Below are 26808 nucleotides of genomic sequence, written 5' to 3'. Positions count from 1 at the left end.
GTCTTCACGGAAATGAAAAATAATTTTAAAATTCATCCGTAACACATCCTTGGGATGCAGACGAAACGGAACGTGCGTATTTATACAACACCCCTTTTTTAAACTTTAATTCAGGCTGAATCCATAAGGCTTTTCGTTGCGACAATTCTTCTGTAGAAACTTCAAGAGTAATGGAATTTGTTTCGGCATCAATTGTAATTATATCACCATCATTAATAAGTGCTATGGTGCCACCTTCCTGAGCTTCTGGAGAAATATGTCCTACCACAAAACCATGAGTTCCACCCGAAAAACGACCATCCGTGATTAGCGCAACTTCTTTGCCTACACCAGCACCCATAATTGCAGCTGTTGGCTTTAGCATTTCTGGCATTCCGGGACCGCCTTTTGGACCTTCGTAACGGATAACCACTACATCCCCTTTTTTTACCTGTCCGTCTCGAATGCCATCATTAGCATCATACTCGCTATTAAATACTTTTGCAGTTCCTTGAAATCTTAAACCTTCTTTACCTGTTATTTTAGCCACAGAACCGTTTTCTGCTAGGTTTCCATACAACATTCTCAAATGCCCTGTAGCTTTTATTGGATTATCTAAAGGCCTAATTACCTCTTGCCCTGGCTCTAAATCAGGCACATCGGCTAAGTTTTCTGCTAAGGTTTTACCTGTAACGGTTAAACAATCGCCATGTAGTAGTCCGTTTTTTAATAAATATTTTAATACCGCTGGGATTCCACCAATTCGGTGAACGTCTTCCATTAAGTATTTTCCGCTTGGTTTTAAATCTGCAATGAACGGTGTGGTATCGCTAATGTGTTGAAAATCTTGTAAACTAAAATCAATAGCTGCTGCCCTAGCAATGGCCAAGAAATGTAGTACCGCATTGGTAGATCCACCCATAATGGTTATGAGGCGAACCGCATTTTCTATGGATTTTCGAGTGATAATATCTAAAGGTTTAATATCCTTTTCTAATAAATAAAACATCATTTTCCCTGCCTTAATACATTCTGCCTCTTTGTTTTTACTAATGGCAGGGTTCGAAGAGTTATAAGGCAAAGCCATACCGAGGGCCTCAATAGCCGATGCCATTGTATTTGCGGTATACATTCCGCCACAAGCACCAGCACCTGGAATTGATTTTTTAATGATGCATTGAAACTCATCCTCTTTCATCGTTCCCGCTACTTTTTCGCCCCAAGCCTCAAAGGCAGACACCACATCTAATTTTTTGTCGTTATGACAACCCGAAGCAATAGTACCACCATACACTAAAATAGAAGGTCTGTTTAAGCGTATCATAGCCATAAGGGCACCCGGCATATTTTTATCACAGCCCACTACGGTTACCAAACCATCATAACTCATGGCTTGTACCACTGTTTCCATGGAATCGGCAATAATATCTCTGGAGGGTAAAGAATAACGCATTCCAGGAGTACCCATAGAGATGCCATCACTAACCCCGATGGTATTAAAAATTAAACCTACCGAAGCTTCAGCGTTTATTCCTTGCTTTACAAGCTTCGCTAAATCATTCAAATGCATATTACAAGGATTCCCTTCGTAGCCAGTACTAGCTACGCCAATTATTGGTTTTTCAAAATCTTCATCCTTAAAACCAATACCATATAACATTGCTTTTGCTGCTGGTTGTGTAGGGTCTTGAGTAACGGTTTTACTATATTTATTTAATTCCATTCAATTATATGCTTCTATATTCGTGTTCTCTTCACTATTCTCTATACTTTCAAAGGTAATTGTTTATAAGTCACTAATTTTTTAACAAAAGGTACTAGTCCAAATCCAATTTTAATTAAAATGACATAACTAGTTGTAATTCAGCGATATAAATACATCATTTGTACCACATTCAATACTTTTAAACATTTGTTTAAGCCCGATGAAGCACTTAAACAACATAAAAAAAGTTGTATTATCTGTGTATAGAGACCTTACTGACGATTGTATTTATAAAAATTGAATTTTCTAGTCGTTTTTTGAAGCTATAGAATATCTTTATGAAGGCAAAAAATGTATGCATTTTTAATTATTTTTGAAGGATGAAGCAATTATTACAACAGCACAGCACTTTTTTCGAAACACAGCAAACGAAGGAAATTCCCTTCCGAAAAGCATATCTAAAAAAACTATTAAAAGAAATAGAACTTCAAGAAGATGCTATTTGTGACGCCTTATATGCTGACTTTAAAAAGCCTAGATTTGAAACATTAGCTGCAGAGACTCAGTTTGTGATGGCCGAATTAAAAAGCGCTATTCGTAAACTTCATACTTGGGCTAAACCAAAAAGAATATCTGGTACTTTATTAAACTGGCCCTCATCCGATTACATCTATAAGGAACCTTACGGCAACGTTTTAATTATAGCACCTTGGAATTATCCATTTCAATTAGCCATCGCCCCTTTAATTGGAGCTATTGCAGCAGGAAATACAGCCGTGATTAAGCCTTCTGAAATTACCCCAAATACCTCTAGAATTGTGGCAGAAATTATTACAAAGGTTTTTCCAAAAGATTATGTAAGCGTTGTTGAAGGTGGTGTTGAAACCTCACAAGAATTATTAGCTCAGAAATGGGATTATATTTTCTTTACAGGAAGCACACGGGTGGGCCAAATTGTATATGAAAGTGCTGCAAAACATTTAACGCCAGTAACCTTAGAGCTTGGAGGTAAAAATCCGACTATTGTAGATGGCACAGCTGCCATCGATGTGGCTGCAAAACGTATTGTTTGGGGTAAGTTTTTAAATGCCGGTCAAACGTGTATCGCCACCGATTATATTTTGGTACATACATCGGTAAAAAGTGAACTCATTGAAGCCTTGAAAAAAGCGATCACTCAATTTTATGGTGAACAAATTGAAGCATCTTCAGATTATGCCAGAACGGTTAGTAAAAATCATTACCAGGGATTAGTGGACATGTTAGCAGGGGAAAGCATTTTATTTGGAGGGGAAAGGAATGATGCTGATAATTATTTGGCACCTACACTTGTTGATGAACCTAAACGAGATAGCCCATTAATGAAAGGTGAAATTTTTGGTCCTATTCTTCCCATTCTTAGTTATGAAAATGAAGAAGACATTCATAGTTATATTTCGAATTACGGTAAACCTCTAGCTACGTATATCTTTAGCAATAACAAAGATTTCCAAAATAAATTACTAAAAAAATACAGTTTTGGTGGTGGTGCTATAAATGATACCATCATACAGATTACGAATAAAAAGTTGCCCTTTGGTGGCGTTGGACCTAGTGGAATAGGTGCTTATCATGGAAGAACTTCGTTCGACTTATTTTCCCATTCGAAAGCTATTGTTAAAAAAGGAACTTGGTTAGATATTCCGCTACGTTACCCACCATATACCTTGCCCTTAAAATATGCAAAAATGATTAAGAATCTGTTTTAAATCAATTTAAACAAAACAAGGTCTCCAGCTTTTTTCTGTGCTAGCACAGAAATGGCTTTATCGGTAAGTTGTAAAATTCTTGGATAACCGCCTGTCGTTTGTCCGTCTTTCATTAAAATAATTAGTTTTCCATTGGGTGTAAATTGAACGGTACCTGGTAATGTTGCTGAGGTTAACATAGAAACCTTATGCCCACGTATTGGTTCATTCAACTGATAAGCCATTCGGTTGTTTTCATTTGCGATGCTAAATTCTTTAAAAAAAAGATGCTCTAATTGCTTATCAGAAAGCATGGTAAACTCTGGCCCCTTTCCAACGAGTAACATATTTTCGTCTAAATGGTCATCAACTTTCATTTCTGATAATTTAGGTTTAAAAACAGTTGTTTTCTCATAGGGTATTAGCGCCCTATCTTTGATAAGCCCTTTAGGATTTATCGATGGGTAGTACGATCTACTTTGTAATACCTTTTTTGAGGTAAAGCCACCTTTTATCGCTAAATATCCTCTAAATCCTTTTTTTAGTCGTCCGTAAGAGAGAATATCACCCGATTTAATTTTTATCACTTTAAAATTCTCTATCGGTTCATTATTTAAGGTCATTGAAAATTCTGCACCTCCAAGGGTAATAAAGGTGTCTTCTTCAAACTCTAAGGTTGGTCCGGTCATGGTTATTTCTAAAACGGCAGCATCTTCTTGGTTTTCTAAAAGAGCGTTTAATTTAAACACCGTTTCTATATCCATAATTCCCGAAATAGGCACTCCCTTGTCCCTCAGCCCAAACCTGCCAATATCTTGAATTGTGGTATAAAAACCCGATTTTAAAACTTTAAGCATCGATTTTAATTTTTTCCATTTGATAAATTCCTACTTCGGCTTCAATTTTATGTAAATCATACTCCGCTTTTGAAATGGAGTAGAATTGCACTTTATCACCAACTTTGACCAAACATGGGGTATCTTTTTTAGGATCAAAAATAGGTACGGATGAATTGCCCAAAATATTCCATCCCCCAGGCGATTCTTGTGGATAAATACCTGTTTGTTTTCCTGCCAAGCCTACAGCCCCTTTTAATACTTTTGCTCGTGGTGATGCTCTTCGGGGAATTTCTAAATCTTTTGGTATACCTCCCAAATACATAAAACCTGGTAAAAAACCAATACCATAAACCGTATAAACATGTGTAGTATGTTTTTCAATAAGTGCTGCTACACTTAAGTTTAACTTTTGGGCTACTTCTTCAAGGTCAATTCCGAAGGAATCGTCATAACAAACAGGAAATCGCCAAAGATAGTTTTGAACACGAATACCAGCTTTTTTTTCAGCATACCAAATTTCTAGTTGTGCTTTAAAAGTATCAAAATTAATGGTATCATATCGCAAAATTAGCGTTAGTGAGTTGTATGCTGGTACCAATTCCCAATTGCCTTCTTTTAGACAGTTTTGTCTTAAATGCGCTATAAACGATAAGATATCATTGAGAATGGCTTCTTCAACTTTTTCAGGCCATTCAATTAAAACAGCATGAACACCAAAGGGTCGGATAGAAATGGGATATTTATTCACTATTTAATACTAATTTGATGGTTTGAAACATGACTATGAAGATACGCTAAAATTTCAAGAGCAGCATCAGTATCGCCATGAATACAAAAGGTTTCTGCATTTATTTTTACGAATTTACCCGTGATTGTTCTGAGCTGATGGTCTTCTACAATGCTTAAAAGTTGTGCTAAAATTTCAGGTGGATTTTCAAGTATTGCATTATTCTGCTGACGCGAAACTAAACTTAAATCATCATTGTAATTTCGATCTAAAAAAGCTTCATAAACAAGGGTAAATTCTTCTTTTAAAGCCACTTTTGCAATCTCAGAAGCATAAGGAACATAAAGTTTTATTTCCTTTTTAAAGGATGAGATAGCTTTTAGAAAAATCTTAGCCAAGTCTGCATTTTTTGCTACATCATTATATAAAGCACCATGTGGTTTTATATGATGTAGCACTGCTTTTTCTTCATCACAAACTGATTTAAAATACGAAATTTGACTTTTTATACTTTCAATCAAAGCTTTTGGGGTCATTTGCATTGAAAGCCTTCCAAAGTTTTTGGTGTCAGGGTATGAGGGATGTGCGCCAATTTTTACTTGATGCTGATGCGCTAGCTGAATAGTGCTGCGCATTGATTTTTCATCACCAGCATGACCTCCGCACGCGATGTTACAGGATGATAAAAAAGGAATTAATTGCCCTTCGTTCCCCACACCTTCGCCTAGATCTGCATTGATATCAATGGCATACTTATACATCTGAATATCCTAAGACGGTTCCTATAGTTTTTATGGCTAAAATTAAGGTTATGATAATAATTAAGATGCCTACACTGTTTTGAATTACATTATTTTTATACGTCCCTAAGACCGATTTTCGATTTACCACCCACAATAAAAAAATAGCTATGATGGGTAATAAAATTCCGTTTGCTATTTGTGCAAATTTTATGATTTCTATGGGTTTTATGCCAAAGGATAGGAAAAAAACCCCTAAACCAATAATCAACATCCAAACCAATTTAAAACGCCAATCGGCCAAGGTGGCTTTCCAACCAAAACAACTATTAACTACATAAGCAGCCGCGAGTGGTGCCGTAATTGCAGAAGTAATGCCTGCAGCAAAAAGTCCAATTCCAATACAATATTTAGCAGCACTACCATACAAAGGTTCTAAACCCTTAGCCAAATCTAGTACACTACTGATGTCTTTATTTGGGATGGTGGTTGCTGCTACCATAATTCCCATGGAAACTAAACCGCCTAAAGTAATTGACACAAGCGTATCCCAGCGTGCAGGTTTTAGGTCTGACGTAGTCCATTTTTCGCTCACCAAAGAAGCATGCAGAAACAAATTATAGGGTACCACGGTGGTACCCACCAATGCCATAATTGTCAAAATACTTTGTTCGGGAACTGATGGAACAAATAAGCCTTGAAAAATTGCTCCAATATCTGGCTTGGTGATTATCGCAGTTATTAAAAAGGATACACTCATTAGGATAACTAAAGAAACTAACGCAGTTTCAAGTACTTTATAATTTCCAAAGTACAATAAAGCAAATGCAATAATTCCGATACTAAAGGGGTAGAATTTAGTGTATTCTATTCCGAAAATAGCTTCTAGTCCTAAAGTGGCGCCACCGATATTACCGCCTTCATAGGCTGCATTACCTATTACAATAGCCCCTAAAATAATCGCAATAATGGCATATTTGATCCAGGGTGTTTTTAGTTCAGATTTAATGACATCCGCTAATCCTTGCTGACTAATAATGCCCAGTCGTGCTGCCATTTCTTGCAAAACCACGGTGGCTAGTATAGAAAGTAGCATCGCCCAAAGTAAGGCATAGCCAAATTTAGCCCCTGCTAAGGTGCAGGCGGTTACTGTCCCCGGACCAATAAAGGCAGCGGCAACTAAAACTCCAGGACCTAGTTTTTTAAACATTTTATTTACTGTGGTTTAAGGCATGCAATGCAAAACTACCTAACCAGTGCGTGCCGCTATAATTGCCATCTACAATGTTTGGTAGTGAATAATGAATATGTTCCGCGGCTATATCTTTTAAATGCGTATACTCAGGTATGGCATTCGCAATGCCATACAAAGACCAAGCCCTACTAAAATTTAATCCATCTAGATGCACCAATTTACCATCGGTTCTATCAGAAACCTCTCCTGGTCGTAATCTGTATTCAGGATCTGTTAATTCGGGTAAAAAAGCATCAAACCAAATTTTAAACTCGTCAGGAGCGTATAAACTTCGCATTAAATTAGCTTCTTCTAAACAGGGAGACAAAAAGTCGAATCCGCTTGGCTCCCAATCTAGAGGACAAGCTGCATCAAGAGCATAAAATCGCAATGCATTTGTTTTAATGACCTGTATAAACTCCTCATCATTTACGCTCTCAGCATAATCTAGGGCCAATCGCAATCCAAATGCCGTATTGGTATGTTCCCCTACACGAATAGGATAATTTAATTTAGGAAGGAAACTGCTATAGGCTTTTACGATATAGTCTGTAAGGGGTTGTAAATTACGCTCTACATCTCTGGCTAAAGAATCATCCCAGGCATGAAGTTCCTCGGCCAATTTTAAAACCCATGCCCACCCATAGGTACGTTCAAAAGTACCGTTGCCTTCCATTTTAAAATAGGCCACTTCTTGTAAAATATGAGCTTCTGACATATTTTCAGTCAATTTTTGACGAATTGTTGCAGCGCTATGCAAACTAGGAAATTGCTTCAATAAAGACACCAAAGACCAATGCCCATGTACGGAAGAATGCCAGTCATAACAACCATAAAATGCAGGATGTAAATTCTTTGGTGCAGCTATATGAGTAGCATCATTAAGTGATTGATTGAGCTTATTGGGGTATTCTACTTGCATACATTCTAAAGGCAAACGAGCTAATCTGTTCGCTTCTTTAAAAGATAAAACTGGGGCTTCGACTGCGTTTTTAGCTAAGGCTGATTTCTCTTCTCGGGGCTTACAACCAAATAGTGAAAACACAAGCATGAGTATTATAATTTGTTTTGTCATACCAAAGATTGATTTGTAGGTAAATATAAAGAGAACAAATGAAAAGCATTTGAATCTTGCCAAGAAAAAAAAGAACTAAAAACTATAGATGAACGACATGATGGAGTGCTGTTCATCTAAAAAAATGTCATTCGTCTAAAATATTAAATCTTCCTATACTATTTTTAAAAAATTACGGTTATAATAATCCCGAATACCTATTTAACCTACTTATGAAATGTTTAGAATGTAATAAAGAACTAAGTTATATTGATCATAAAAATGCCTTTGACATCTACGGAGTAGAACTCTGCAAACAGCATAAAATGAGAATAGACAAATTAGTCTCTTTAAAAAATACCCCTGTTGAAGCCGTACAACTATATTACGGCCTGAAAGCCATCGGAATTACTTCGATGCTGGAATGGTGGGATGGAAAAAAATCTATTGATTTAGCTATTTCACGTGTAAAACTCAATATTGAGATTGACACTGATTATAACACCATTTCGCATGAACAAGCCATTGTAGATTTAGAAGAAGCGATGCATTCTTTTAAAAATGGATTTACTACCATCCGGATTCCACATGTGGTCATTAAATACTACCCTAAAGAAACGGTAAAAAATATTGAGGCTATTGTCGAAGGCTTAAAAGTGACTATTAAAACCTTGTAATTGATGGTTTTCGGTACATGTTGTTCCTTTTTTGGTGGTTGATTCTTAGTCAAAAAGGCTTTTAAATATTAATTGAAGCATTATACATCAGCAAAGTTTGTGAACTATGAAACAAGCTAAAGCTTTGATTAAATAGGCTCTTAGTCTAGTATTAAAGCTTTGGTTAGTGTGTCAGTGCCTAAGTGTTTATCATCTTTATTGTAATACCATTCACGTTTTTTTGGCATTTTAATAGTTCCCATAGTTTCCAATTCACTTAGGAGAATATATTCTCCATCGTTTTTAGACTCATCATGAAAGAATTGATAGACCTCCATGGCATAACTAACTGGGTCAAAATAAAAATACCAAATATCCTTCCCTACATTTTCATCATAGGTAACTTTTAGTACTAAATATTCTTTTCCTTTGAATGCTTTACGCTGTACTTTAGCCTCTAAAAAAGTACCTTCATCCTTCAATTTCATTGGAAGACCGTATAAATAGAGGTAATAGTTCTTCATCATCTGAGCACGATCACAACTCAACCGATGTGCCTTTAAATCCTCCTCTGATATTTTGGTGCTCCCGTTGAACTTTAGAATACAATCTCCCTTATCTAAGGTTTGTACTATAGTATTTCCTTCGGTAGTTGAAGTTAATTCAAAGTATTGCTTTGGTAAGTCAATTTTAATTTCACTACGTCTTTCCCTTCCGTCTGGATAACTCATGGTTATAAATAATTTTCCTTGAAGACTGCTCCAAATACCATTTGGGTCGTGATAAGCAATGGCCTTATCTAACAATTCAGGTGCAGAAATGTTTTGTGCTATTGAAGGTATTAAACCCATAAAAAATACTAAAACCATGAAATATTTGCTCATTTCCTATTTTTATATTGATAAGATATAGTAAAAACTTGGTGTAACCTTGATTAGTTCTAATAATTTTAATTTTGAAGTACTAAAAGTTCATAGTAAAACGCTGTAGTTTTTCGTTGCTTGTTGATGGTGGTTGGTTCTTTTCTTCAAAAACTTACATATTATGAATAGTAAATACGAATTTAATCAGGGAATACCAATCCGCACTATCGGGCATCATATGTCAATATAGCCCTAGCATATTGGGCATATCTTTTAAGTTTTAGAAATTTTAATCTTTTAGGAAGTAACTACCTATTCTCGCGATAATTATAGACCATTTGAACAATTTTTCTTATATTTAAATATAACACTGCTAAATTTCCTTCCTATGCCTGCACACGAAATCGAAATTATTTTAAGCAGACAGTTAGCAGATTGTCTTACCGTACCAGTTTTTATTGTAAATCCTGAAGGAACCTTACTATTTTACAACGAACCGGCAGAAGGAATACTTGGTAAAAAATTTCAAGATACAGGTCCTATGCCCGTAGACGATTGGGGCACGTCATTTTTTCCGCATGATGAAGATGGTAAGGATTTAAACCCATTGGAACTTCCTTTAGTGCAAACTATAAGAAATAAAGTTCCAGCTCACAAAACCTTTTGGATTAAATCCTTGAACGGCAAATCAACTAAAATATCAGTAACCTCTATTCCCATAATAGGGAGATCTAAAGTATTTTCAGGAGCCATGGCAATTTTCTGGGATAATGAAGTTAAACTATGAAAGTAAAGCTACATGGTACACGCGGAGCATATCCAACTTCCTCCCCAACAAATCAAACTTATGGGGGCAATACTTCTTGCATAGAAGTTATTCATGGTGATGAACGAATTATTATTGATGCAGGTACTGGAATTTTAGGCGTCGATTTTGATCGCTATTATAAGGCTTCTAGAATCAATATTTTATTGACTCATTTACATATGGATCATATACAAGGACTGGCATTTTGTAAGCCATTGTTTAATCCCAAAAAGGAGGTTCATATTTGGGGACCTAGCGGTAGCTCAGAATCACTCCAATCTAGATTAAACCGATTTTTGTCACCACCACTTTTTCCGATACCATTAAGGGATATCCCTGCAACACTTATCATAAAAGAATTACCAAATACAAATTTTAAAATTGGAAAATTTGAAATATCTTCAGAATACATAAGTCATCCTGGGCCAACGGTTGGTTTCCGCATAAAGTGTGGATCCAAATCAATAACCTATATGCCAGATCACGAACCTGTCATTGGAAAATCACACCTTTTTCCGGATGATGATTGGGTTTCCGGTTTTAATTTGGCCTATCAATCTGATCTTCTTATCCACGACTCACAATACAGTAAAAAAGAGTACCAGACCAAAGTGGGATGGGGACATAGTTCTCTTGAAATAGCTGCAGAATTTTGTTCAAGGGCAAAGGCCAAACACTTAATACTATTTCATCATGATCCAACAAATACTGATGACGAACGAACTGAAATGTTTAAAACTTTTATGAGTACGGTAAATTATGACTTTCCTATTGAATTAGCAGTTCAAGGGCAAGAAATTGAAGTTTAATTAAAGTCAATTATAAGCTGGTGTTCTTAGACGCTTATGGCTACCCCAACCAACCTTCGCGATCCAAGCTCCTATATTGAATAGCTTCGCTGATATGCACACCCGTAACATCATCTGCTGCATCTAAATCTGCAATTGTTCTAGCTACTTTTAAAATACGGTCATACGCACGAGCTGACAAGTTTAGACGTTCCATAGCGTTTTTTAGGAGTTCTTTCGAGGCATCGTCCATTTTGCAGTAGTTCCGAATATCTTTGGTATTCATTTGCGCATTGTAATGCACATTTTCCATTTCCTCAAAACGTTTCGTCTGTAGTTCACGAGCGGCAGTTACTCGTTTTCTAATTTCCACGCTTCCCTCTCCTTTTCGTTCCTCCGATAGTTTTTCAAAGGGTACAGGAGTCACTTCAATATGAATATCGATTCGGTCTAATAGGGGACCAGAAATTTTACTCAAATAGCGTTGCATTTCTGCTGGAGAAGAAGTTACTGGTGCATCAGGGTCATTAAAATAACCACCTGGACTTGGGTTCATACTCGCCACCAACATAAAACTGCTAGGGTAAGTTACCGTGAAACGGGCTCTAGAAATGGTCACTTCGCGGTCTTCGAGTGGTTGCCGCATCACTTCTAAAACACCCCGTTTAAATTCTGGTAATTCGTCTAAAAATAAAACGCCGTTGTGTGAAAGGGATATTTCTCCAGGTTGCGGATAGGCCCCGCCGCCTACGAGAGCCACGTCTGATATGGTATGATGTGGGCTTCGAAAAGGTCGTTGATTCATTAACCCCATATTTTTTATTTTACCGACTACACTATGAATTTTTGTCGTTTCTAAAGCCTCATGCAAGGTCATTGGTGGTAAAATAGAAGGTAAACGTTTGGCTAGCATTGTTTTACCCGCCCCAGGAGGACCAATTAAAATAATATTATGTCCGCCAGCAGCGGCAATTTCCATACAACGTTTAATACTTTCTTGCCCTCTGACATCCGAAAAATCGAACTCGGGAAAATCTAGGGTTTTATAAAATTCTGCTCGGGTATCAATAATGGTTTGTTCTAAGGGTGTTGCTTTGTCAAAAAAATCAATTACTTCTTTAATGTTTTTAATGCCGTATACCTCTAATCCGCTAACTATCGCTGCTTCTCTTGCATTATCTTCGGGTAAAATAAACCCTGTAAAACCTTCTTCTTTTGCTTTTATCGCAATAGGTAAAGCACCTTTTATAGGTTGTAAACTTCCATCTAGCGAAAGTTCACCCATAATAATATACTTTTCTACAGCATCGGATTTTATTTGTCCAGATGCCGTTAAAATGCCTATAGCTAAGGTTAAGTCATAAGCCGAACCTTCTTTACGTAAATCGGCGGGCGCCATATTTATAGTCAGTTTTTTACCTGGGATTTTAAATCCGTTGTTTTGTAAAGCAGCCGCTATTCTGTAGTTACTTTCTTTGATGGCATTGTCTGGCAGACCCACTAAATGATACCCTACCCCTTTATCAATATTTACTTCAACGGTGATGGTAGTGGCTTCAACACCAAAGACGGCACTCCCAAAAACTTTTGTAAGCATGGATTGTATTTTCCTTAAAAATAGGAAAATATTTTTGTAAGTTGTTCATTACAAAAAATTATTCCACTTCAAAATTTCTTTGCACTTGTATAAATTTTCCTGACTTAGAAAATCCCAAAAGAGTTACTTGAAAAACACCAGCCACATCTGAGGTATAAAAGTCAAAAGTATTTTCTGGCGCTGAAACAGCAAACTCAGGATTCCAATATAATTGATGCCTGTAGTCTGGTATATGACTATATTTTTCGACCATGGAACTGGCGTATTGTTGTTTAAAATATATTTTATGATTTACATTGGTATTGAAAATTACTTCCTTGATTTTTGGATTCGTATAGGTTTGTGCAAAATCTTGTTCAAAGGTTATGACATCAAAAATTCCGGCGAATACATAAGCACCCAACATGTATTTTTCTCTAACAACCGTGATACTTTTGATCTTATTGGCATTGTACCCTATTAAATCATCTACATCTTGCACAACAATACCATCCACAACAATTAAAGGTTTATAGGCACCGTCATTATAATTTTCCTTAATGCCAGTAATGAGGATATCATTTTTATTCAAACCTTTTTTAGTGATTCTTACATTCCTAATTATTTCAATGACTGTTTCGCTAAAGCTAGGAAATCGAGTATAATCATCTAATAAGTACGTTGTTCCAACTTTTCCATAAAAAGGAAGCCTTTTAGTTGGCATTTTTATAGTGTCGGGCTTTATGCTATAAAAGGCATTCTCTATTTGATTATGAATACTTCGATTTAATATTGCTTGTTTCATGCTAGCATCTAACTCAAATTTTTTAAATTGGAGCTGTTCATAATCAATGCCAGATTTTTCATTTAAAACGATTTCATAATTACCCTCATCATCACCCAGAACTTGTAAGATACCCTTTTTATCTAAGGGATTATCGGAAATCGAAATACAAAAATTACCGTCACTATCGGTACTGGCTATTTTCAATTGATAATCTGTATTTAAAATACTTAAAGCTACTTTTTTATTGTCAACAAGTAAAAGGTTCTTTTTCGCAATAATTTTGCCGCAAACAAGTTCACCACGCATTTCAGGAACAAAAAATTTAGTATTGAGCGGCGTTTTAGGGATAGGCTTTGCTTTCTCCGAAAGTGTATTCGATAGCAATTCTTTTTTTCTTACCAGCACCGTGTAATTTCCATGAATAATATCATCAGCATTACTATTGACATCGACGCTAACCTTTTCCCTTTTGGAGAACACATCTTTTTCTAAATGAAGGCTAAGTCCAGTGTTATTTATTATAGTTTTTAAATTAGGAATAGGCGCTATAGTCGCTGCCGAATCCTTTAAAATAGCTTTCTGATTCGATTGAAACGGATTAATAATGCTTATGTCAGATTGAAAAAAACTATCAACCCCCCAATTTTTCATCCATTGCGTGTAAGCCAATAGTTTGTAATTTCCAGAAGGAATAGCGGTTGGCATAAAAATATCACCGTAAGCCATTCCGTTAATTAACTGCAATTTTTGTCGAGCAACAACTTCTAAAGATTCATTCACAAGTTCTATATACCCAATTCTACTTATCACACTTGGTTTATTCGTTTTATTTATAGCGTGAAATTTATAAAAAAATGATTCACCAACTAATAGTACATTAGTGTTATAAGTCACATAAGCGGCTTCTTGATCTAATGTTTTAAGAACAGTTTTTATATCATTATGCTGTATATTCTGGGCTTTTAGAACGAAAATTGCGCAAAAGAGAAAAAAGAATACAGTATTTTTCTTCATATTCATGATTAAAAGGTTAATCTATCCAAAAATCAGGTTTTATATTGGTTCCATGTAAAGTGCAATCAACACATAGATCGCGAGCAACTTTGTAGGTACCTGTATCTTGTTCAAAACTTAAAAATTTTACCCTTCCACCTTGTAAACGCGATAGTAAAACGTCATAGCGAGAAGAATCAAATTCTTCAATGCCACAACCTAAAGTATATCTAGAAGACAAACCTTCAGGAAAAACATCACGGAAATTAAAAAAGATACGTTTTGAACTAAGCATAGAAACTTCAAAAAAACCTAAAACCTTTGCCTTGGTATTTTCTGATTTGATATTTCCCGAAATAAAACCGGGTTGGGTTTGTATAAATAAATTTTCATTACTTGAAAAATCTAGTAGTGATTTATAAAAGGCATTTGCTTCTCTAGACTGCACAAATTGATGCACCAAAATACTGTACCTTCTTCTTATTTTTAGATCATCTCGCGGTATAAAATTTAGTTGAAAATTAGTAACGCGACCATCAGTGGTTTGATCAGAGCTCGCAATCAAAATTTCATTTGAAAAGACTGTATTATAACAAATATTTTCTTCTTTGGATTTAGGAACAGTTTCAAAAGTCGGGGGATTTTCTGAAACAATAATTAAATCTTTGCTGTTGTTAAACAACGATTGAATAAGGTAAGTTTCTTCATATTCATACCTGAAATACCTGGCTTTTTCTTCTGGATCAAAGCTATCTACCTTTATAGCTATTCCTTCTTCTCCATTATTATCTGTAACAGCTTCGACTCTTACATCTTCCAGAAATGCGGTATTAATAGGGGAAACTGATTCAGAACTATAGCTGTTCCCATCGGTAGTAGTTATAGTTAGTTTATAATTCCTATCTAACTGCGCTGCAAAAACAATATCAGAAATATAGGTACCCGGAGTACTTTCACTAAATTCAAAATTAGCACCTAAATCATCCGTTACCATGACCCTAGCACCACTTTCTTTTATATCTTGGAAACCTACTTTATACGTTCTACTAATATTTATTTCTTGCTGCTTCGTTTCACTTGTTATGTTAGCGCTAATCACTACTATATCTTCAAAATCTTGCGTTTCAATTACAATAACTTCAGTACAGCCAAAAAGGAAAAACACAAGAATGAGGCTATTATAAGCATGGCGCATTTTATTCATTTTCATAGCCATTTAAAATTTAAAATTATAGGTGATCGAGGGTACTGGAATAGCGAAGATTGAAGTTTGTACCGCTTTTATTTGATCGTCTTCATTAACAAAAAACACAGAAAAAGGGTTATTTCTACCCAACACATTATATATTGAAAAGGTCCAAAAACTATGTGCTAATTTTTGTTTTTTATGATTACCTTCAATATTAAAGCCCAAATCTAAGCGAATAAAATCAGGAATCCTGAAACTATTGCGGTCACTAAAAACAACATATTCATTATTGTTATAAGAAAAATTACCTACCGGTACAGTAATAGGGCGACCTGTTTGATATACAAAATTAGTCGCTAAACTGAATCTTTTTGTAAACTTATAATTTGCCACGAAACTAAAATCATGTGGCTTATCAAAATTTGACGGAAAAAAATTACCATCATTTATTCGTTCTTCATCAAACGCACTATCAAGCCTTAAAAATGATCTTGAATACGTATACCCCAACCAACCATTAAATTTTCCTACATTTTTAGCTAAAAGCAATTCTACACCATATGATTTTCCTTCTCCTTGTAATACTTCGGTTGCTATATCTTGATTCAATAACAATTCAGCACCTGTTTTAAAATCGAGAATATTAGTAGATTTTTTGTAAAACCCTTCTAAGCTTACTTCGTAAATATTACTTTCAAAATTTTTAAATAAGCCTAATGACATCTGTTGTCCTCGTTGTGGTTCAATATTTAAATCAGATAGTTTCCATGTATCAATAGGAGAAACTGTTACATTATTTGATAACCTATGGATATATTGAACAGTGTTAGAATAGCTCATTTTTAAAGCCAAATCTTGAAAAAACTTATACCTCCCAGATAGTCTTATTTCTGGCGCTCCGTAGGTTTTTACAACTTCATTTCTATCGTAATTTATGGTATTGATTACGGTATCTTCATTTCTGGGCTCGCCAGACTCAAACTCTCTTTGCACGCTCTCGCCTAAAGCTGCATAAAATGAATACCTCAAGCCCGTTTCAAAAGAAAGTTTTTCATTGATATCAAAATTTCTTGAAACAAAAACTGCAGATTCCAAAGCGCGTTCTTCTGCTATTGTTAGTGGCTGAATTGTTGAATTCCCTTTAGGTCGTATGTTTCCAGGGTTGATCGTGTAGAGTTTCGTAGAAAGGCCAAAATCTAATTTAAACTTGGGATTAAACGCGTAATTAGCTTTTATTTTGGCTTCTGTTTCATTTAATTTATAGTCTAATAAAAAATCATTATTTCTATCACTTTCAAAACCAATATCAAAAATATATTGGCTGTTCGAAACTACGATGTTTCCTGAACTTCTGTCGCTAAATTTATGATCCCATTTTAAGGAAACTATTTTGTTTTCATAGCCGAATATAGAATCAGAAGCAATACTAAAATCATCCCTACTGATATAACCTGTTGCTTTAATGTTGTTATTATCATTTATTTTATGGTTGTAACTCACCAAAAAATCATAGAAAGAAGCTTGACTACTATTTAGTGATTCTTCATTCAAAGATCTCAAAAGCCAATTAGAATATGCAGCTCTACCACCAAATATTAAAGACGATTTTCCTTTAATTACCGGAACTTCTAATAGTATATTGCTCGTTACAGGTCCTACGGAACCTTCACCAACTATTTTTTCATTATTTCCATTAATGGTTTTAATATCGAAAACAGATGAAAGTCTGCCACCAAACTCAGAAGGCATACTCCCTTTATAAATATTAACACTCCCAAGTGCAAAAGGATTTAGGGCTGAAAAGATTCCAAAAAAATGTTGAGGATTGTAAATAACTGCATCATCAAATAAAATTAAATTCTGATCTGAATTTCCTCCTCTGACATTAAATCCTTCTGATCCTTCGCCCGTTGTAGAAATGCCTGGTAATGTTGTGGCTACTTTCAAAACATCTCTTTCTCCTAACACTAATGGAATATTTTTTGACTCTTCAACATCAATCGAAACGGTACCTCCTGCCGTTTCGTCAATATTCTTATTGGCATCAGCTTGCACGATAACTTCGTTGAGCAACTCAAAGCCTTCACGTAAACCAACATTAAGTACTCCATTATTATAAATTATAACTCTTTTTTTTACGTTTTCAATCCCCATAGATTTAAAATCAAGTATATTTTCTCCTATAGGTAGTTGAATTTTGTAAAAGCCATTGGCATCAGTGATCGTAAAAATATTTGTCCCTTCCACCAAAATTGATAACCCTACAATCGGTTCTAGACTTTCTTCGTTCGTTATGTAACCTTTTAATTCATAGCTATTTGTAATAGTATTCTTTTGCTCTCTACCAATTTTAAAAGTTTCAATAGTGTTATTGGTGTTGATTCTTGATTTATTTACCAATACGGGGTTTATAGCTGTTTGCGTAATTATCTGGGTTTTCTTTTGTAAAGAATCTCCAAAAAATCGATCCGGAAGCTCATCATAAATCAAATTATTCTGTGTTACAATAACTTTTGTGTCTTCAAGTATTATAAAATTTAACTCTGAATCCGTAAATAACGAGTCTAAAATACTTTCAATGGGCACTGCTTTAAAGTCTCCGGAAAATACACGAGTATCTAACCATTTGTCGATATAGAAAAAAGAATAACTCGTAGTATTCTCAATTTTATAAAAAACTTGTTGTTTGGTTTCGTTGGTAAAGCTTAGGGTTATTAGTTTTTTATTATCCTGAGCATTTAGATTGCATAAGACGGTAATAAAAACAAATAGACTTAAAAATACTTTCATACTTCCTTTAGTTTGAGTAAAAAGTTTCAAGTTCATCACTCAAATATTGCATAAAACTATCAGGATTTGCTTTTCTTAAAAGCTTATTCTTTTTAAAGGTTTTTCTAATCATTTTTTTTTGTTCGGGAAATGCTGCAATTATGTCATTTTTCGTATTTGCTGCAAAAACCACATTCTTATACTGGATAAAAAATTTTGATTTGTATCTAAACTCGTAATACAATACTTCATTACTTGGACCTAAGTTAATGGCCGAATGTTTCTTTAACAAAATAATAATTTTATTTTCGGAAAGTTTCTCATAAAATTCTGTTTCAGAACTTAGACTTGCATTAGGATTAAGTTTAATGAATTTTTGATCCTTTAGGCTAAAACTATCAATTTTGTTTTTTACTATTTGGAGGACTAAGGCACTCGTGGCGGTCTTTGGTTTTACAAGCAATTCATCTGTCAATAAATCATACTTTAGGTCTTGATTGTAATACGTATTTCCGTTGTATGATACGGTACCGACTACAAAACTATCTGTTTTAAAAAAACGATGTTTGTCATTGGTTACTTTAAATTCGTCAACAAATAAAATTCCACTGTACAATTCAGCATTCTCATCACCATGGATTGAATCAAACCAATTGTAAACATCAACCATGGAGGTCTGTGCAGTTGTAACGAATCCAAAATTTAAATTGAGAAAAAATAAAACTAAAATTTTCTTTTTCATATGCACAAACACCAAGAAATTATTTTTGTTTAAATGTAAGTTTATTTTTTGATAGTCTTATGATCTCTTCTTTATTCATCATCATTTTTCTAAAGTTTCCATTCAAAAACATTTCTGCTTGATCTTGGTAATGCGGACTAAAAATGTTACCCGATTGGCCGGTAGGTAAAATACTAATGCTATTTTCTAGATCTGAAAAATCAATTATTCTACGAGTGGAAGGTCCAGAAGTAACCTTATACACGTCATCTTCCGTATAATTAAACGACATATTATTAATGACCTCTCGGGTTCCATTTACGGGAAACGGCCCTACGTTAAAATAGGAGCGTAAAGCCTCGACCTGCCCAATGGGATGCGGGTGTTCAATGGTATGCACCTTATCCCATGTCCATTTTGTATAATTTTGACCTAAGGATTTTTCTAAAGCTTTGTAGGCCTGTAAAAAAGAAGTGTTCGCAATATCACTTCTGGTTTCTAGGGTCGCTGTATTTATATTATCCCACCAAACAGATTCTGTTTTTCCAGACATAGGGGCAATCAATCTTTTAGCAAAATGTGTTGATACTAGTTGATTAAAGTGCTCTTCTCCTAATTCATCTTGAAACGTGCTTTTTAAGAAAAAGTAAATCCATTTATGGTAAAGCGTGGAATTATAGCTATCTAAATTTGCTGTTCCATCCCAAATTTCTAATGCTCCTAAGGCTGCTTTTTGTTGGTCTGACAATTTTGAAGTAACTACTAGCGGTATTAAATTGGCGGCAATAGCTGGGTTGATTGGTGAGGTAACATCATTGATCATTTTACTGGCCGATACCATGTCCCAATCATTTTTTGACTCTAATAAACGAACAATACGTTTGGCTCTATTTTCTGGTAAATAGTAGCCTGGATAAATTTTCCCTAAAATTGAATCAGCTTGATTATTTGCAGAATACACGTAGTTCCAAGGAGGGTTAATTGCTTTGGGGTTTTCTGAAAAATCTAAAAAACGCAGTGGTTCTTGTTGGCCTGTACTGCCGTTGAGTATTAATTTGGTATTGACACTATCAGGCATTTGGTATAGTTTTGCCGTACCAAACCAGGCAATATTGTCTTCTGCATCGCCGTACATAATGTTTAAACCAGGCGCATGAATAGCTGCTAAAGCTGTTTTGAAATCTTCAAGACCTTTGGCATGAATGATCGCATAAAAGGCATCTAAGGTTTTATTCTCTACTTCGGTATAAATCCATTTCATAGCTACGGGCTTATCGCCGCTAATTTGATCCGCTATTCCGTTTAAAATAGGTCCGTGAACTGATTTTTTAAAAGAAAAAATAATGTCATCCGCATCTTTAACTTTGATAGTTTTTGTTACGGTTTCAAAGCTTTTCCACTCTCCTTTATATGTATATTGATTGGCATCGCTTGAATGTATTTCTTCGTAGTAAAAATCAATATCATCATTTTCAAACATGGTTAAACCATAGGCTAAACTACGGTCATGACCTAACAATGGAAACGGAACTCCGGCCAAATGGTAGCCATATTTCTCGTAGGATGGGGTACTCACATGAGCTTCGTACCATACCGATGGTTGTGAAAAACCAATATGCGGATCGTTTGCAAAAATTACTTTTCCGTTTTTTGTTTTCTCTGGGGCGATGACCCAGCTATTACTTCCTTCAAATAAAGGAACCGGTAGCTTTTCTAAGGCTGAGAAAGCTAAGCTTGATATAGTTTTTTTTAGCGTATCTTTTTGGGATGGATAGTTATGAATTAAAGTTAGGTTCGGATTCTCTCCTATTTCTAAATCTGCTAAATAAGCAGCACCTAAGGTTTCTTTAATATTCGTTAACAAAGGATCTGTCTTGTGTGCCATGGCAAAACTAAAGGCCATATACCCAATGGTATTATAAACGTCTTTAATGACAAAGTGAGTTTTGTCTAAACCTGTTAAATAAAATTCTACGGGGGTTGGACCCTCATCTATAAAGGCATTAACACCATCTAAATACGCCTGAGTTAATTGTAGGGTTTCCGAATTTTTATCCATTTCGGCTATTGTTTTTTCAGAGGCATCATCAATCCCTAAAGACAATAAAAACTTATCTGTAGAAATCATGTCGACGCCAAAAACTTCGGATAATTTTCCTGGGGCAATTCTACGTAACAATTCCATTTGCCACAAACGATCTTGGGCATGCACATACCCTAAAGCTCTAAAAGCATCTTTCTCTGACTTGCCGTAAATATGCGGAATTCCGTAGGTATCATAATACACTTCAACTTCATTATTGAGCTTCGCCAAAGCAACTTCTCCGCTATATTTTGGTTTCAGTGTTTGGATAAAAATAAAGATTCCGATGGCAACTAAGGCTAAAAAACCTACAAGGATTAGGGCAACTTTTTTTAGTTTTTTCAAGGAGATATAGTTTTTTGGAAAGATAACACTAATTCCAAATCTAGAAAACAATCACTCCCTAAAATTCTCTAAGCCCTTTATCAGCCACGCTTTATAGGTCTGAGCATCCGTATATTGAATTTCGGTATTTAAGACTTTTAGATCTGGTGAAAGTAATACGTAATAGGGTTGTGATGCGGCATTGAAGTTTAGGGTTTGAAAAGTGCCCCACTTCTGCCCTATCGTTTCGATTCGCTTGACACGGCCCGAGTTGAACTTAAAATCAAATTGCTCTAGTTCAGGAAGTTCTTTGCGATCATCAATATATAATGAGATTAACACATAATCGTTTTTAATCATCGGATAAATATCAGGTTCAGTCCATACATTTTCTTCCATTTTACGACAGTTGACACATGCCCAACCTGTAAAATCAAGCAAAATAGGCTTATTTATTGTTTTAGCATAAGCAACACCTTCGTCAAAATCTTTAAAGCAATTTACGCCAAGCGGACAATCGCTTTCTTGCTCAAATACACTATAAAACTCTGGCGGAGGAAATCCGCTCAATAATTTTAAAGGTATCACTTTGGCTAATCCTAAAACCAAATAAAGTACAAAACCTGCACTAATAAAAGCAACTATTTTACGGGTAGCTGCTAATTTTTGTCTAGGACCATCGTGTGGGAAACGCAAAATTCCAAATAAATAAAGTGCTAACAAAGCAAATAAGAGAATCCAAATCCCTAAAAATAGTTCTCGTTTTAAAATGCCCCAATTGCCTACTAAATCGGCATTCGATAAAAACTTTAGGGCTAAGGCTAATTCTAAAAAGCCTAAAACTACTTTTACGGTCGTCATCCATCCGCCAGATTTAGGTAAAGAATTTAACCAAGCTGGGAAAAGTGCAAATAAGGCAAAGGGCAAAGCTAAAGCCACACCAAAACCTAACATTCCTGTGGATAAATTGGTCGCTACGTCACCTTCCGCTAAAGCCGTACTTCCCAGAAGTCCACCTAAAATGGGACCGGTACAAGAAAAAGAAACAATTGCCAGTGTTACGGCCATGAAAAAGATCCCGATGACACCACCTGCTTTTGACGAAGCATTATCCATTTTATTGGCCCATGAACTCGGTAAAGTCAATTCGTAATATCCAAAAAATGAAAAAGCAAAGAATAAAAATATTAGAAAAAAGGCCACATTAAGCCAAACATTAGTGGCTATAGTATTTAGAATTTGCGAATCTACGGAATCGAATACATGGAAGGGTAGGCTGAATAAAAAATAAATTAAAACGATAAAAAAACCATATAAAATCGCATTCAAAATTCCTTTACTTTTTGTACCTGATTGTTTCGTAAAAAACGAAACGGTAAGCGGAATCATTGGAAAAACACAAGGTGTCAATAAGGCTATTAATCCACCTAAAAAACCTAGACCAAAAATCATCCACAAGCTCGAATTGCCATTTACAGCTTCTACAACACCATCTGTCAAAGCTTCTTTATTTTTCAAATCTAAAATAAGTTCATCACTTAATATTTTACTGCGTTCGTCAACAGTTTTCTCTTCTAAATTTAGAGGGCCATCGCCCAAAGCAAAAATAAATTCTATCTCCCCAGGAATGCAGACATCTTTACAAACTTGATAATACAACACCACATTAACCTGATTAAGGTCAGGTTTAAGTACTTTTATCTTTTGGGTAAACCTCAGGTTTTCTTTAAAATACGTTTCTTCAACCTCAAAAATATCACTATACGTCGTAATGGTTTCACTCTCTTCGGCTGTGCCCATTAATTCGTAATCTTCGCCAAGTTTTATAAACTCAAATTCGCTAGGTTGCGAGCCTCCTTCAGCGGTATATTGCGAATAAACATACCAATCTGTAGCTATAGCGCCCTTAATAATTAACTCGTATTCAGTTTCTGAGATTTTGTTTAATTCTTGTGACCAGACAACAGGATTTGCATCGTTTTGGGAAAACCCTGAAAAATTAAGGAATAGAGTGAAAAATAGGAGTAAAAACTTATTCATTATATAAAGTGAATTTTATTATTTCTTTTGTTTCAGGGCTTATTTTAAAGCGATTATCTACTCTTTTCCCAATAACCCAAATGATGTTTTTTTCAGAACATAACAACCATTGATTCTCTTTATCAATTTGACTATATTTTTCGTCTTTAAAAAACTTGCTGAGCTTTTTTCTTCCTTGCATTCCAAAGGGATAAAAATAGTCGCCTATTTTTGCCTTCCTTACAATTAAAGGATATTTCAAAGTTCTAGCATCAACATATAAGCAATTTGGTGCTATTTCATCCATGCTTAAAACAACTTCCTTTTTTAAATGTATCGGGTAAAGCATAGATGTTTCGCCTTCTTTTATTTCGTAAAAATTGGGTGTTGACCCCTTTATTTCCTGTACTAAAAAAAAGTTTCTATCTTTTAATAAGCGATGTGTTGGACTTAAGAGTTCTTTCCCTGATAAACTACCAAAAAGCGATATTATTGCCGAGGCATCATGAAATCCATAAGGTTTAAAAAGCAGGTAAATGTAGGTTTTTAAAGGATTTAGCTTTTCTAAAGCATCAATTTCAATTTTGAAAATATCCTTTTCTTTTTTGAAAATAGTAGTTCTAAGCGCTTCAATATGAACATCTAGCAGCAAAGCCGTTTGCCCCAAGAACGTTTGAGTTTTTAAAAAATTATTGAGAAAATTTGGATGCAACTCCTTTAAATGAGGCACAATCGTATGCCGAATTTTATTGCGTAAGTATTTGGTTTCTTTATTACTTTCATCCTCTCTCCAGACTAAGTGATGTTCTTGGGCATAGTTCAAAATTTCATCCCTTGAGAAGGCTAATAAAGGCCTTGAAATAGCTGCTGTTTTTTCTGGAATACTCGTTAAGCCTTCAATACCGGTACCTCGTGATACATTGATTAAAAAAGTTTCTAAATTATCATCTGCTTGGTGGGCGGTTACTACAGTAGCTATATTATTTTCTTTTAGAATTGTTGAAAACCAAGCATATCTAAGCTCTCGAGCAGCCACTTGTAAGGATACTTTTTGAGTATTGATATAGCCAATAGTATCAAAAGTTCTAGAGAAACATCTTTTATTTAGGGAAATTGCTAAATCTTTTACAAAGGCCTCATCGGCATCACTAGCGGCTCCTCTTAATTTAAAATTACAATGTGCCACAGAAAAATCTAGCTGTAGTTCAGAACACATATGCACCAGTACCACACTATCAACACCTCCGCTACAGGCCAATAAAAAAGGCTCCTCCAATAAATTTTGGAACTTTAAATCAATATGTTTTTTGAATTCGTGTAACACGATGTAAAAATAACTAAATTTAGCAGATGAATACAGTAAATCACATGGCTTATTCTAACACTGTACGCATGGCCTTTGCTTTTAACAAACATTCTTGGTATTCATGCTCAGGAGTAGCTTTTGCAGTAATAGCGCTCCCTACTGCAAAAGAAATATAAGGTTTGCTAGAATTGTATAAAATACTGCGAATGACCACATTAAAATCAAAATCATTTTCTGGCGTAAAGTAACCCACAGCACCGCTATACAAACCGCGTTTAAAGGCTTCTAAATCTTCAATAATTTGCATCGCAGATATTTTTGGAGCCCCCGTCATACTGCCCATCGGAAACGTGCTTTTTATGATCGATACCGGATTCAAATCGTCAGCAACCTCTGCAACGACTGTAGAAATCATTTGATGTACCTGGTCAAAACTGTACACTTTACACAACTCTTCTACCTGAACACTGCCTTTAATTGCATATTTAGAGAGATCATTTCGTACTAAATCTACAATCATGATATTCTCGGCGCGCTCTTTTTCGTTGTGTTCTAAATTATACTTTAATTGATGGTCCTGTTCTTTATTTTTAGAACGTTTTGCAGTGCCTTTAATGGGTTGGGAAATTACTTTTGGTCCCACTTTTTTTAAGTAGCGCTCAGGAGAAGCACACAACAAAAATTTATCATTTATCTTTAAGAATGAAGCAAAAGGCGCTTTAGAAATAGCATTCAAATTTTGATATACTTTGATAGGATCAATTTGTTGGTTTTCAATGTAAAACTCTTGACAAAAATTAACTTCGTAAATATCGCCACGGTGAATATGTGAAAGTATTTGTGTGACTTGTTTAAAATACTCGTCCTTAAAAATGCGCATTTTAATAGACAATGATTTTTCGAGTTGCGTATGATCTAAAGTGGTATCAAAAGAAAGGTTCAAAATGCTCTTATAATCAGCTTCAATTTCATCCTCAACCATCTGTAAATAATCAAATTCAACCGTATTATTTTGGATTTTAATAAGTCTTTTTGGTTGAAAAAAGTACAGCTCAGGAAATTCTATGCCATCGTAGTTCTTTGATGTAAGCTGTTCTACATCATTCTTTAAATCATACGATAGGTAGCCAAATAACCAATCTTTGGTTTCATTTTGATATACTTTTAAATCTTCAAAAGCATGTGTAGCATCTGTTTTTATGGCTGTAAGCGCATCAACAGCTAAAATAGCATCGAACGAACTGTATTTTTGTTCATTGTCATTACTATCTAACCAAACAATTTCATAAAACTGCTGCGCCCATTGTAAAAGCGATACTTTAAATGTAGAAATATCATCAACTCGAAAAGAAATTTTTGTACGCACAAGAAGTTATAATTTTGAAAGAAATAATTGCAATGCCTTTTTATGTGCTGTAGCCAATTCTTCGTGCATAATTCCCTTTTCTTCATCAAAATTTTCACCAAAAGAGGGCAATGAAAAGGTCGCTGTAATTTCTGCTCCAAATCTAGGAAGCAAATTCTCAACAACTTCTAAGGCGCTTATCGCGCCACGTTGGCCACCAGAGGTTGCCATTAAAAAAATTTTTTTGTCCGCTAAAAATTTTCGTTCTATTCGAGAAAGCCAATCTATCAGGTTTTTAAAATAAGCTGATGGATGTCCGTTGTGTTCATTAACAGCTATAAGGATTCCGTCTGAATTTTTAATTTCATTTTTTAGGCTTATTAAAGCGGTATCATAGCCATTATTTTTTTCTTCATCATAACTGTACATCGGAAAGGGGTAATTGGCTAAATTAATCGACTTTACCTCATGGCTTTGAAGTAAACTAACCGTAAAATTTATAAGTTTAAAATTTATTGAAACCGATGAATTACTACCTGCAAAAGCTAAAACTACTGCCATATTGAAGAATACTAT

General features: G+C 35.1%; 21 protein-coding genes. 4 read left to right on the top strand and 17 right to left on the bottom strand.

Going from position 1 to position 26808, the window contains the following annotated elements; all coding sequences use genetic code 11:
• Positions 1 to 25: 25 nt before the first annotated feature.
• Positions 26 to 1702: a dihydroxy-acid dehydratase gene (gene ilvD, locus GQ45_RS02305; RefSeq protein WP_047414750.1), complete on the bottom strand. Its 1677-nt coding sequence runs from the start codon at positions 1700 to 1702 to the stop codon at positions 26 to 28.
• A 362-nt stretch (positions 1703 to 2064) separates the two neighbouring features.
• On the opposite strand from ilvD, the gene GQ45_RS02300 reads away from it, so the two are divergent.
• Positions 2065 to 3432, top strand: a complete 1368-nt coding sequence (locus GQ45_RS02300; protein WP_047414749.1) for an aldehyde dehydrogenase — start codon at positions 2065 to 2067, stop codon at positions 3430 to 3432.
• Here GQ45_RS02300 and GQ45_RS02295 read toward each other — a convergent pair.
• Genes GQ45_RS02295 through GQ45_RS02275 form a run of 5 tightly spaced genes read right to left on the bottom strand, consistent with a single transcriptional unit; the run spans position 3429 to position 8026 of the window.
• A complete protein-coding gene (locus tag GQ45_RS02295) occupies positions 3429 to 4268 on the bottom strand; it encodes a biotin-dependent carboxyltransferase family protein (RefSeq protein ID WP_047414748.1) in 840 nt (279 codons plus the stop codon). The genes GQ45_RS02300 and GQ45_RS02295 overlap by 4 nt on opposite strands.
• A complete protein-coding gene (gene pxpB, locus GQ45_RS02290; RefSeq protein ID WP_047414746.1) occupies positions 4261 to 4998 on the bottom strand; it encodes a 5-oxoprolinase subunit PxpB in 738 nt (245 codons plus the stop codon). The genes GQ45_RS02295 and pxpB overlap by 8 nt, the downstream gene beginning before the upstream one ends.
• The gene (gene pxpA / locus GQ45_RS02285) at positions 4998 to 5738 is read right to left on the bottom strand and encodes a 5-oxoprolinase subunit PxpA (RefSeq protein WP_047414745.1); all 741 of its coding nucleotides are present in this window, start codon (positions 5736 to 5738) and stop codon (positions 4998 to 5000) included. Before pxpA ends, pxpB begins: the two co-directional genes overlap by 1 nt.
• The gene (locus tag GQ45_RS02280) at positions 5731 to 6927 is read right to left on the bottom strand and encodes an Nramp family divalent metal transporter (protein ID WP_047414743.1); all 1197 of its coding nucleotides are present in this window, start codon (positions 6925 to 6927) and stop codon (positions 5731 to 5733) included. The genes pxpA and GQ45_RS02280 overlap by 8 nt, the downstream gene beginning before the upstream one ends.
• Before the next feature lies 1 nt (position 6928).
• Positions 6929 to 8026 carry a DUF2891 domain-containing protein gene (locus GQ45_RS02275; protein ID WP_047414740.1) on the bottom strand — a complete coding sequence of 366 codons (1098 nt, stop codon included), beginning with the start codon at positions 8024 to 8026 and terminating at the stop codon, positions 6929 to 6931.
• 212 nt (positions 8027 to 8238) lie between these two features.
• Between GQ45_RS02275 and GQ45_RS02270 the strand changes: the two genes are divergently transcribed.
• Positions 8239 to 8682: a hypothetical protein gene (locus GQ45_RS02270; protein ID WP_047414738.1), complete on the top strand. Its 444-nt coding sequence runs from the start codon at positions 8239 to 8241 to the stop codon at positions 8680 to 8682.
• A gap of 140 nt (positions 8683 to 8822) precedes the next feature.
• Here GQ45_RS02270 and GQ45_RS02265 read toward each other — a convergent pair whose 3' ends face one another.
• Positions 8823 to 9545 carry a DUF6503 family protein gene (locus GQ45_RS02265; protein WP_047414737.1) on the bottom strand — a complete coding sequence of 241 codons (723 nt, stop codon included), beginning with the start codon at positions 9543 to 9545 and terminating at the stop codon, positions 8823 to 8825.
• Positions 9546 to 9912: 367 nt separating this feature from the next.
• Between GQ45_RS02265 and GQ45_RS02260 the strand changes: the two genes are divergently transcribed.
• Together GQ45_RS02260 and GQ45_RS02255 are read left to right on the top strand one after the other, a co-directional pair.
• The gene (locus GQ45_RS02260; RefSeq protein ID WP_047414736.1) at positions 9913 to 10311 is read left to right on the top strand and encodes a hypothetical protein; all 399 of its coding nucleotides are present in this window, start codon (positions 9913 to 9915) and stop codon (positions 10309 to 10311) included.
• The gene (locus tag GQ45_RS02255) at positions 10308 to 11141 is read left to right on the top strand and encodes an MBL fold metallo-hydrolase (protein WP_047414734.1); all 834 of its coding nucleotides are present in this window, start codon (positions 10308 to 10310) and stop codon (positions 11139 to 11141) included. The genes GQ45_RS02260 and GQ45_RS02255 overlap by 4 nt, the downstream gene beginning before the upstream one ends.
• A gap of 40 nt (positions 11142 to 11181) precedes the next feature.
• Here GQ45_RS02255 and GQ45_RS02250 read toward each other — a convergent pair whose 3' ends face one another.
• The 10 genes from GQ45_RS02250 to GQ45_RS02205 are packed head-to-tail and all read right to left on the bottom strand — an operon-like array spanning position 11182 to position 26793.
• A complete protein-coding gene (locus GQ45_RS02250; protein ID WP_047414732.1) occupies positions 11182 to 12717 on the bottom strand; it encodes a YifB family Mg chelatase-like AAA ATPase in 1536 nt (511 codons plus the stop codon).
• A 58-nt stretch (positions 12718 to 12775) separates the two neighbouring features.
• Positions 12776 to 14503, bottom strand: coding sequence for a hypothetical protein (locus GQ45_RS02245; RefSeq protein WP_047414730.1), 1728 nt, complete (start codon positions 14501 to 14503; stop codon positions 12776 to 12778).
• Between the two features lie 10 nt (positions 14504 to 14513).
• Positions 14514 to 15686, bottom strand: a complete 1173-nt coding sequence (locus GQ45_RS02240) for a DUF4249 domain-containing protein (protein WP_197056896.1) — start codon at positions 15684 to 15686, stop codon at positions 14514 to 14516.
• A 6-nt stretch (positions 15687 to 15692) separates the two neighbouring features.
• Positions 15693 to 18455 carry a carboxypeptidase-like regulatory domain-containing protein gene (locus tag GQ45_RS02235; RefSeq protein ID WP_047419928.1) on the bottom strand — a complete coding sequence of 921 codons (2763 nt, stop codon included), beginning with the start codon at positions 18453 to 18455 and terminating at the stop codon, positions 15693 to 15695.
• Between the two features lie 7 nt (positions 18456 to 18462).
• Positions 18463 to 19176 (bottom strand): hypothetical protein, encoded by a 714-nt coding sequence (locus GQ45_RS02230; protein ID WP_047414726.1) that lies wholly within the window; start codon positions 19174 to 19176, stop codon positions 18463 to 18465.
• A 19-nt stretch (positions 19177 to 19195) separates the two neighbouring features.
• Positions 19196 to 21583, bottom strand: coding sequence for a penicillin acylase family protein (locus GQ45_RS02225; protein WP_047419926.1), 2388 nt, complete (start codon positions 21581 to 21583; stop codon positions 19196 to 19198).
• A 51-nt stretch (positions 21584 to 21634) separates the two neighbouring features.
• Positions 21635 to 23602: a protein-disulfide reductase DsbD gene (locus GQ45_RS02220; RefSeq protein ID WP_047414724.1), complete on the bottom strand. Its 1968-nt coding sequence runs from the start codon at positions 23600 to 23602 to the stop codon at positions 21635 to 21637.
• Positions 23595 to 24905, bottom strand: a complete 1311-nt coding sequence (gene tilS / locus GQ45_RS02215) for a tRNA lysidine(34) synthetase TilS (protein WP_047414722.1) — start codon at positions 24903 to 24905, stop codon at positions 23595 to 23597. The genes GQ45_RS02220 and tilS overlap by 8 nt, the downstream gene beginning before the upstream one ends.
• 49 nt (positions 24906 to 24954) lie before the next feature.
• Positions 24955 to 26253 carry an anthranilate synthase component I family protein gene (locus tag GQ45_RS02210; RefSeq protein ID WP_047414721.1) on the bottom strand — a complete coding sequence of 433 codons (1299 nt, stop codon included), beginning with the start codon at positions 26251 to 26253 and terminating at the stop codon, positions 24955 to 24957.
• A 6-nt stretch (positions 26254 to 26259) separates the two neighbouring features.
• On the bottom strand, positions 26260 to 26793 hold the full coding sequence (locus tag GQ45_RS02205) for an NADPH-dependent FMN reductase (RefSeq protein ID WP_047414718.1): 534 nt from the start codon (positions 26791 to 26793) through the stop codon (positions 26260 to 26262).
• Between the last annotated feature and the right edge of the window lie 15 nt (positions 26794 to 26808).

Origin of the sequence: Cellulophaga sp. Hel_I_12 (assembly GCF_000799565.1) — a bacterium.
Classification (GTDB): domain Bacteria; phylum Bacteroidota; class Bacteroidia; order Flavobacteriales; family Flavobacteriaceae; genus Cellulophaga.
This window is presented reverse-complemented; position numbering and strand designations above follow the sequence as displayed.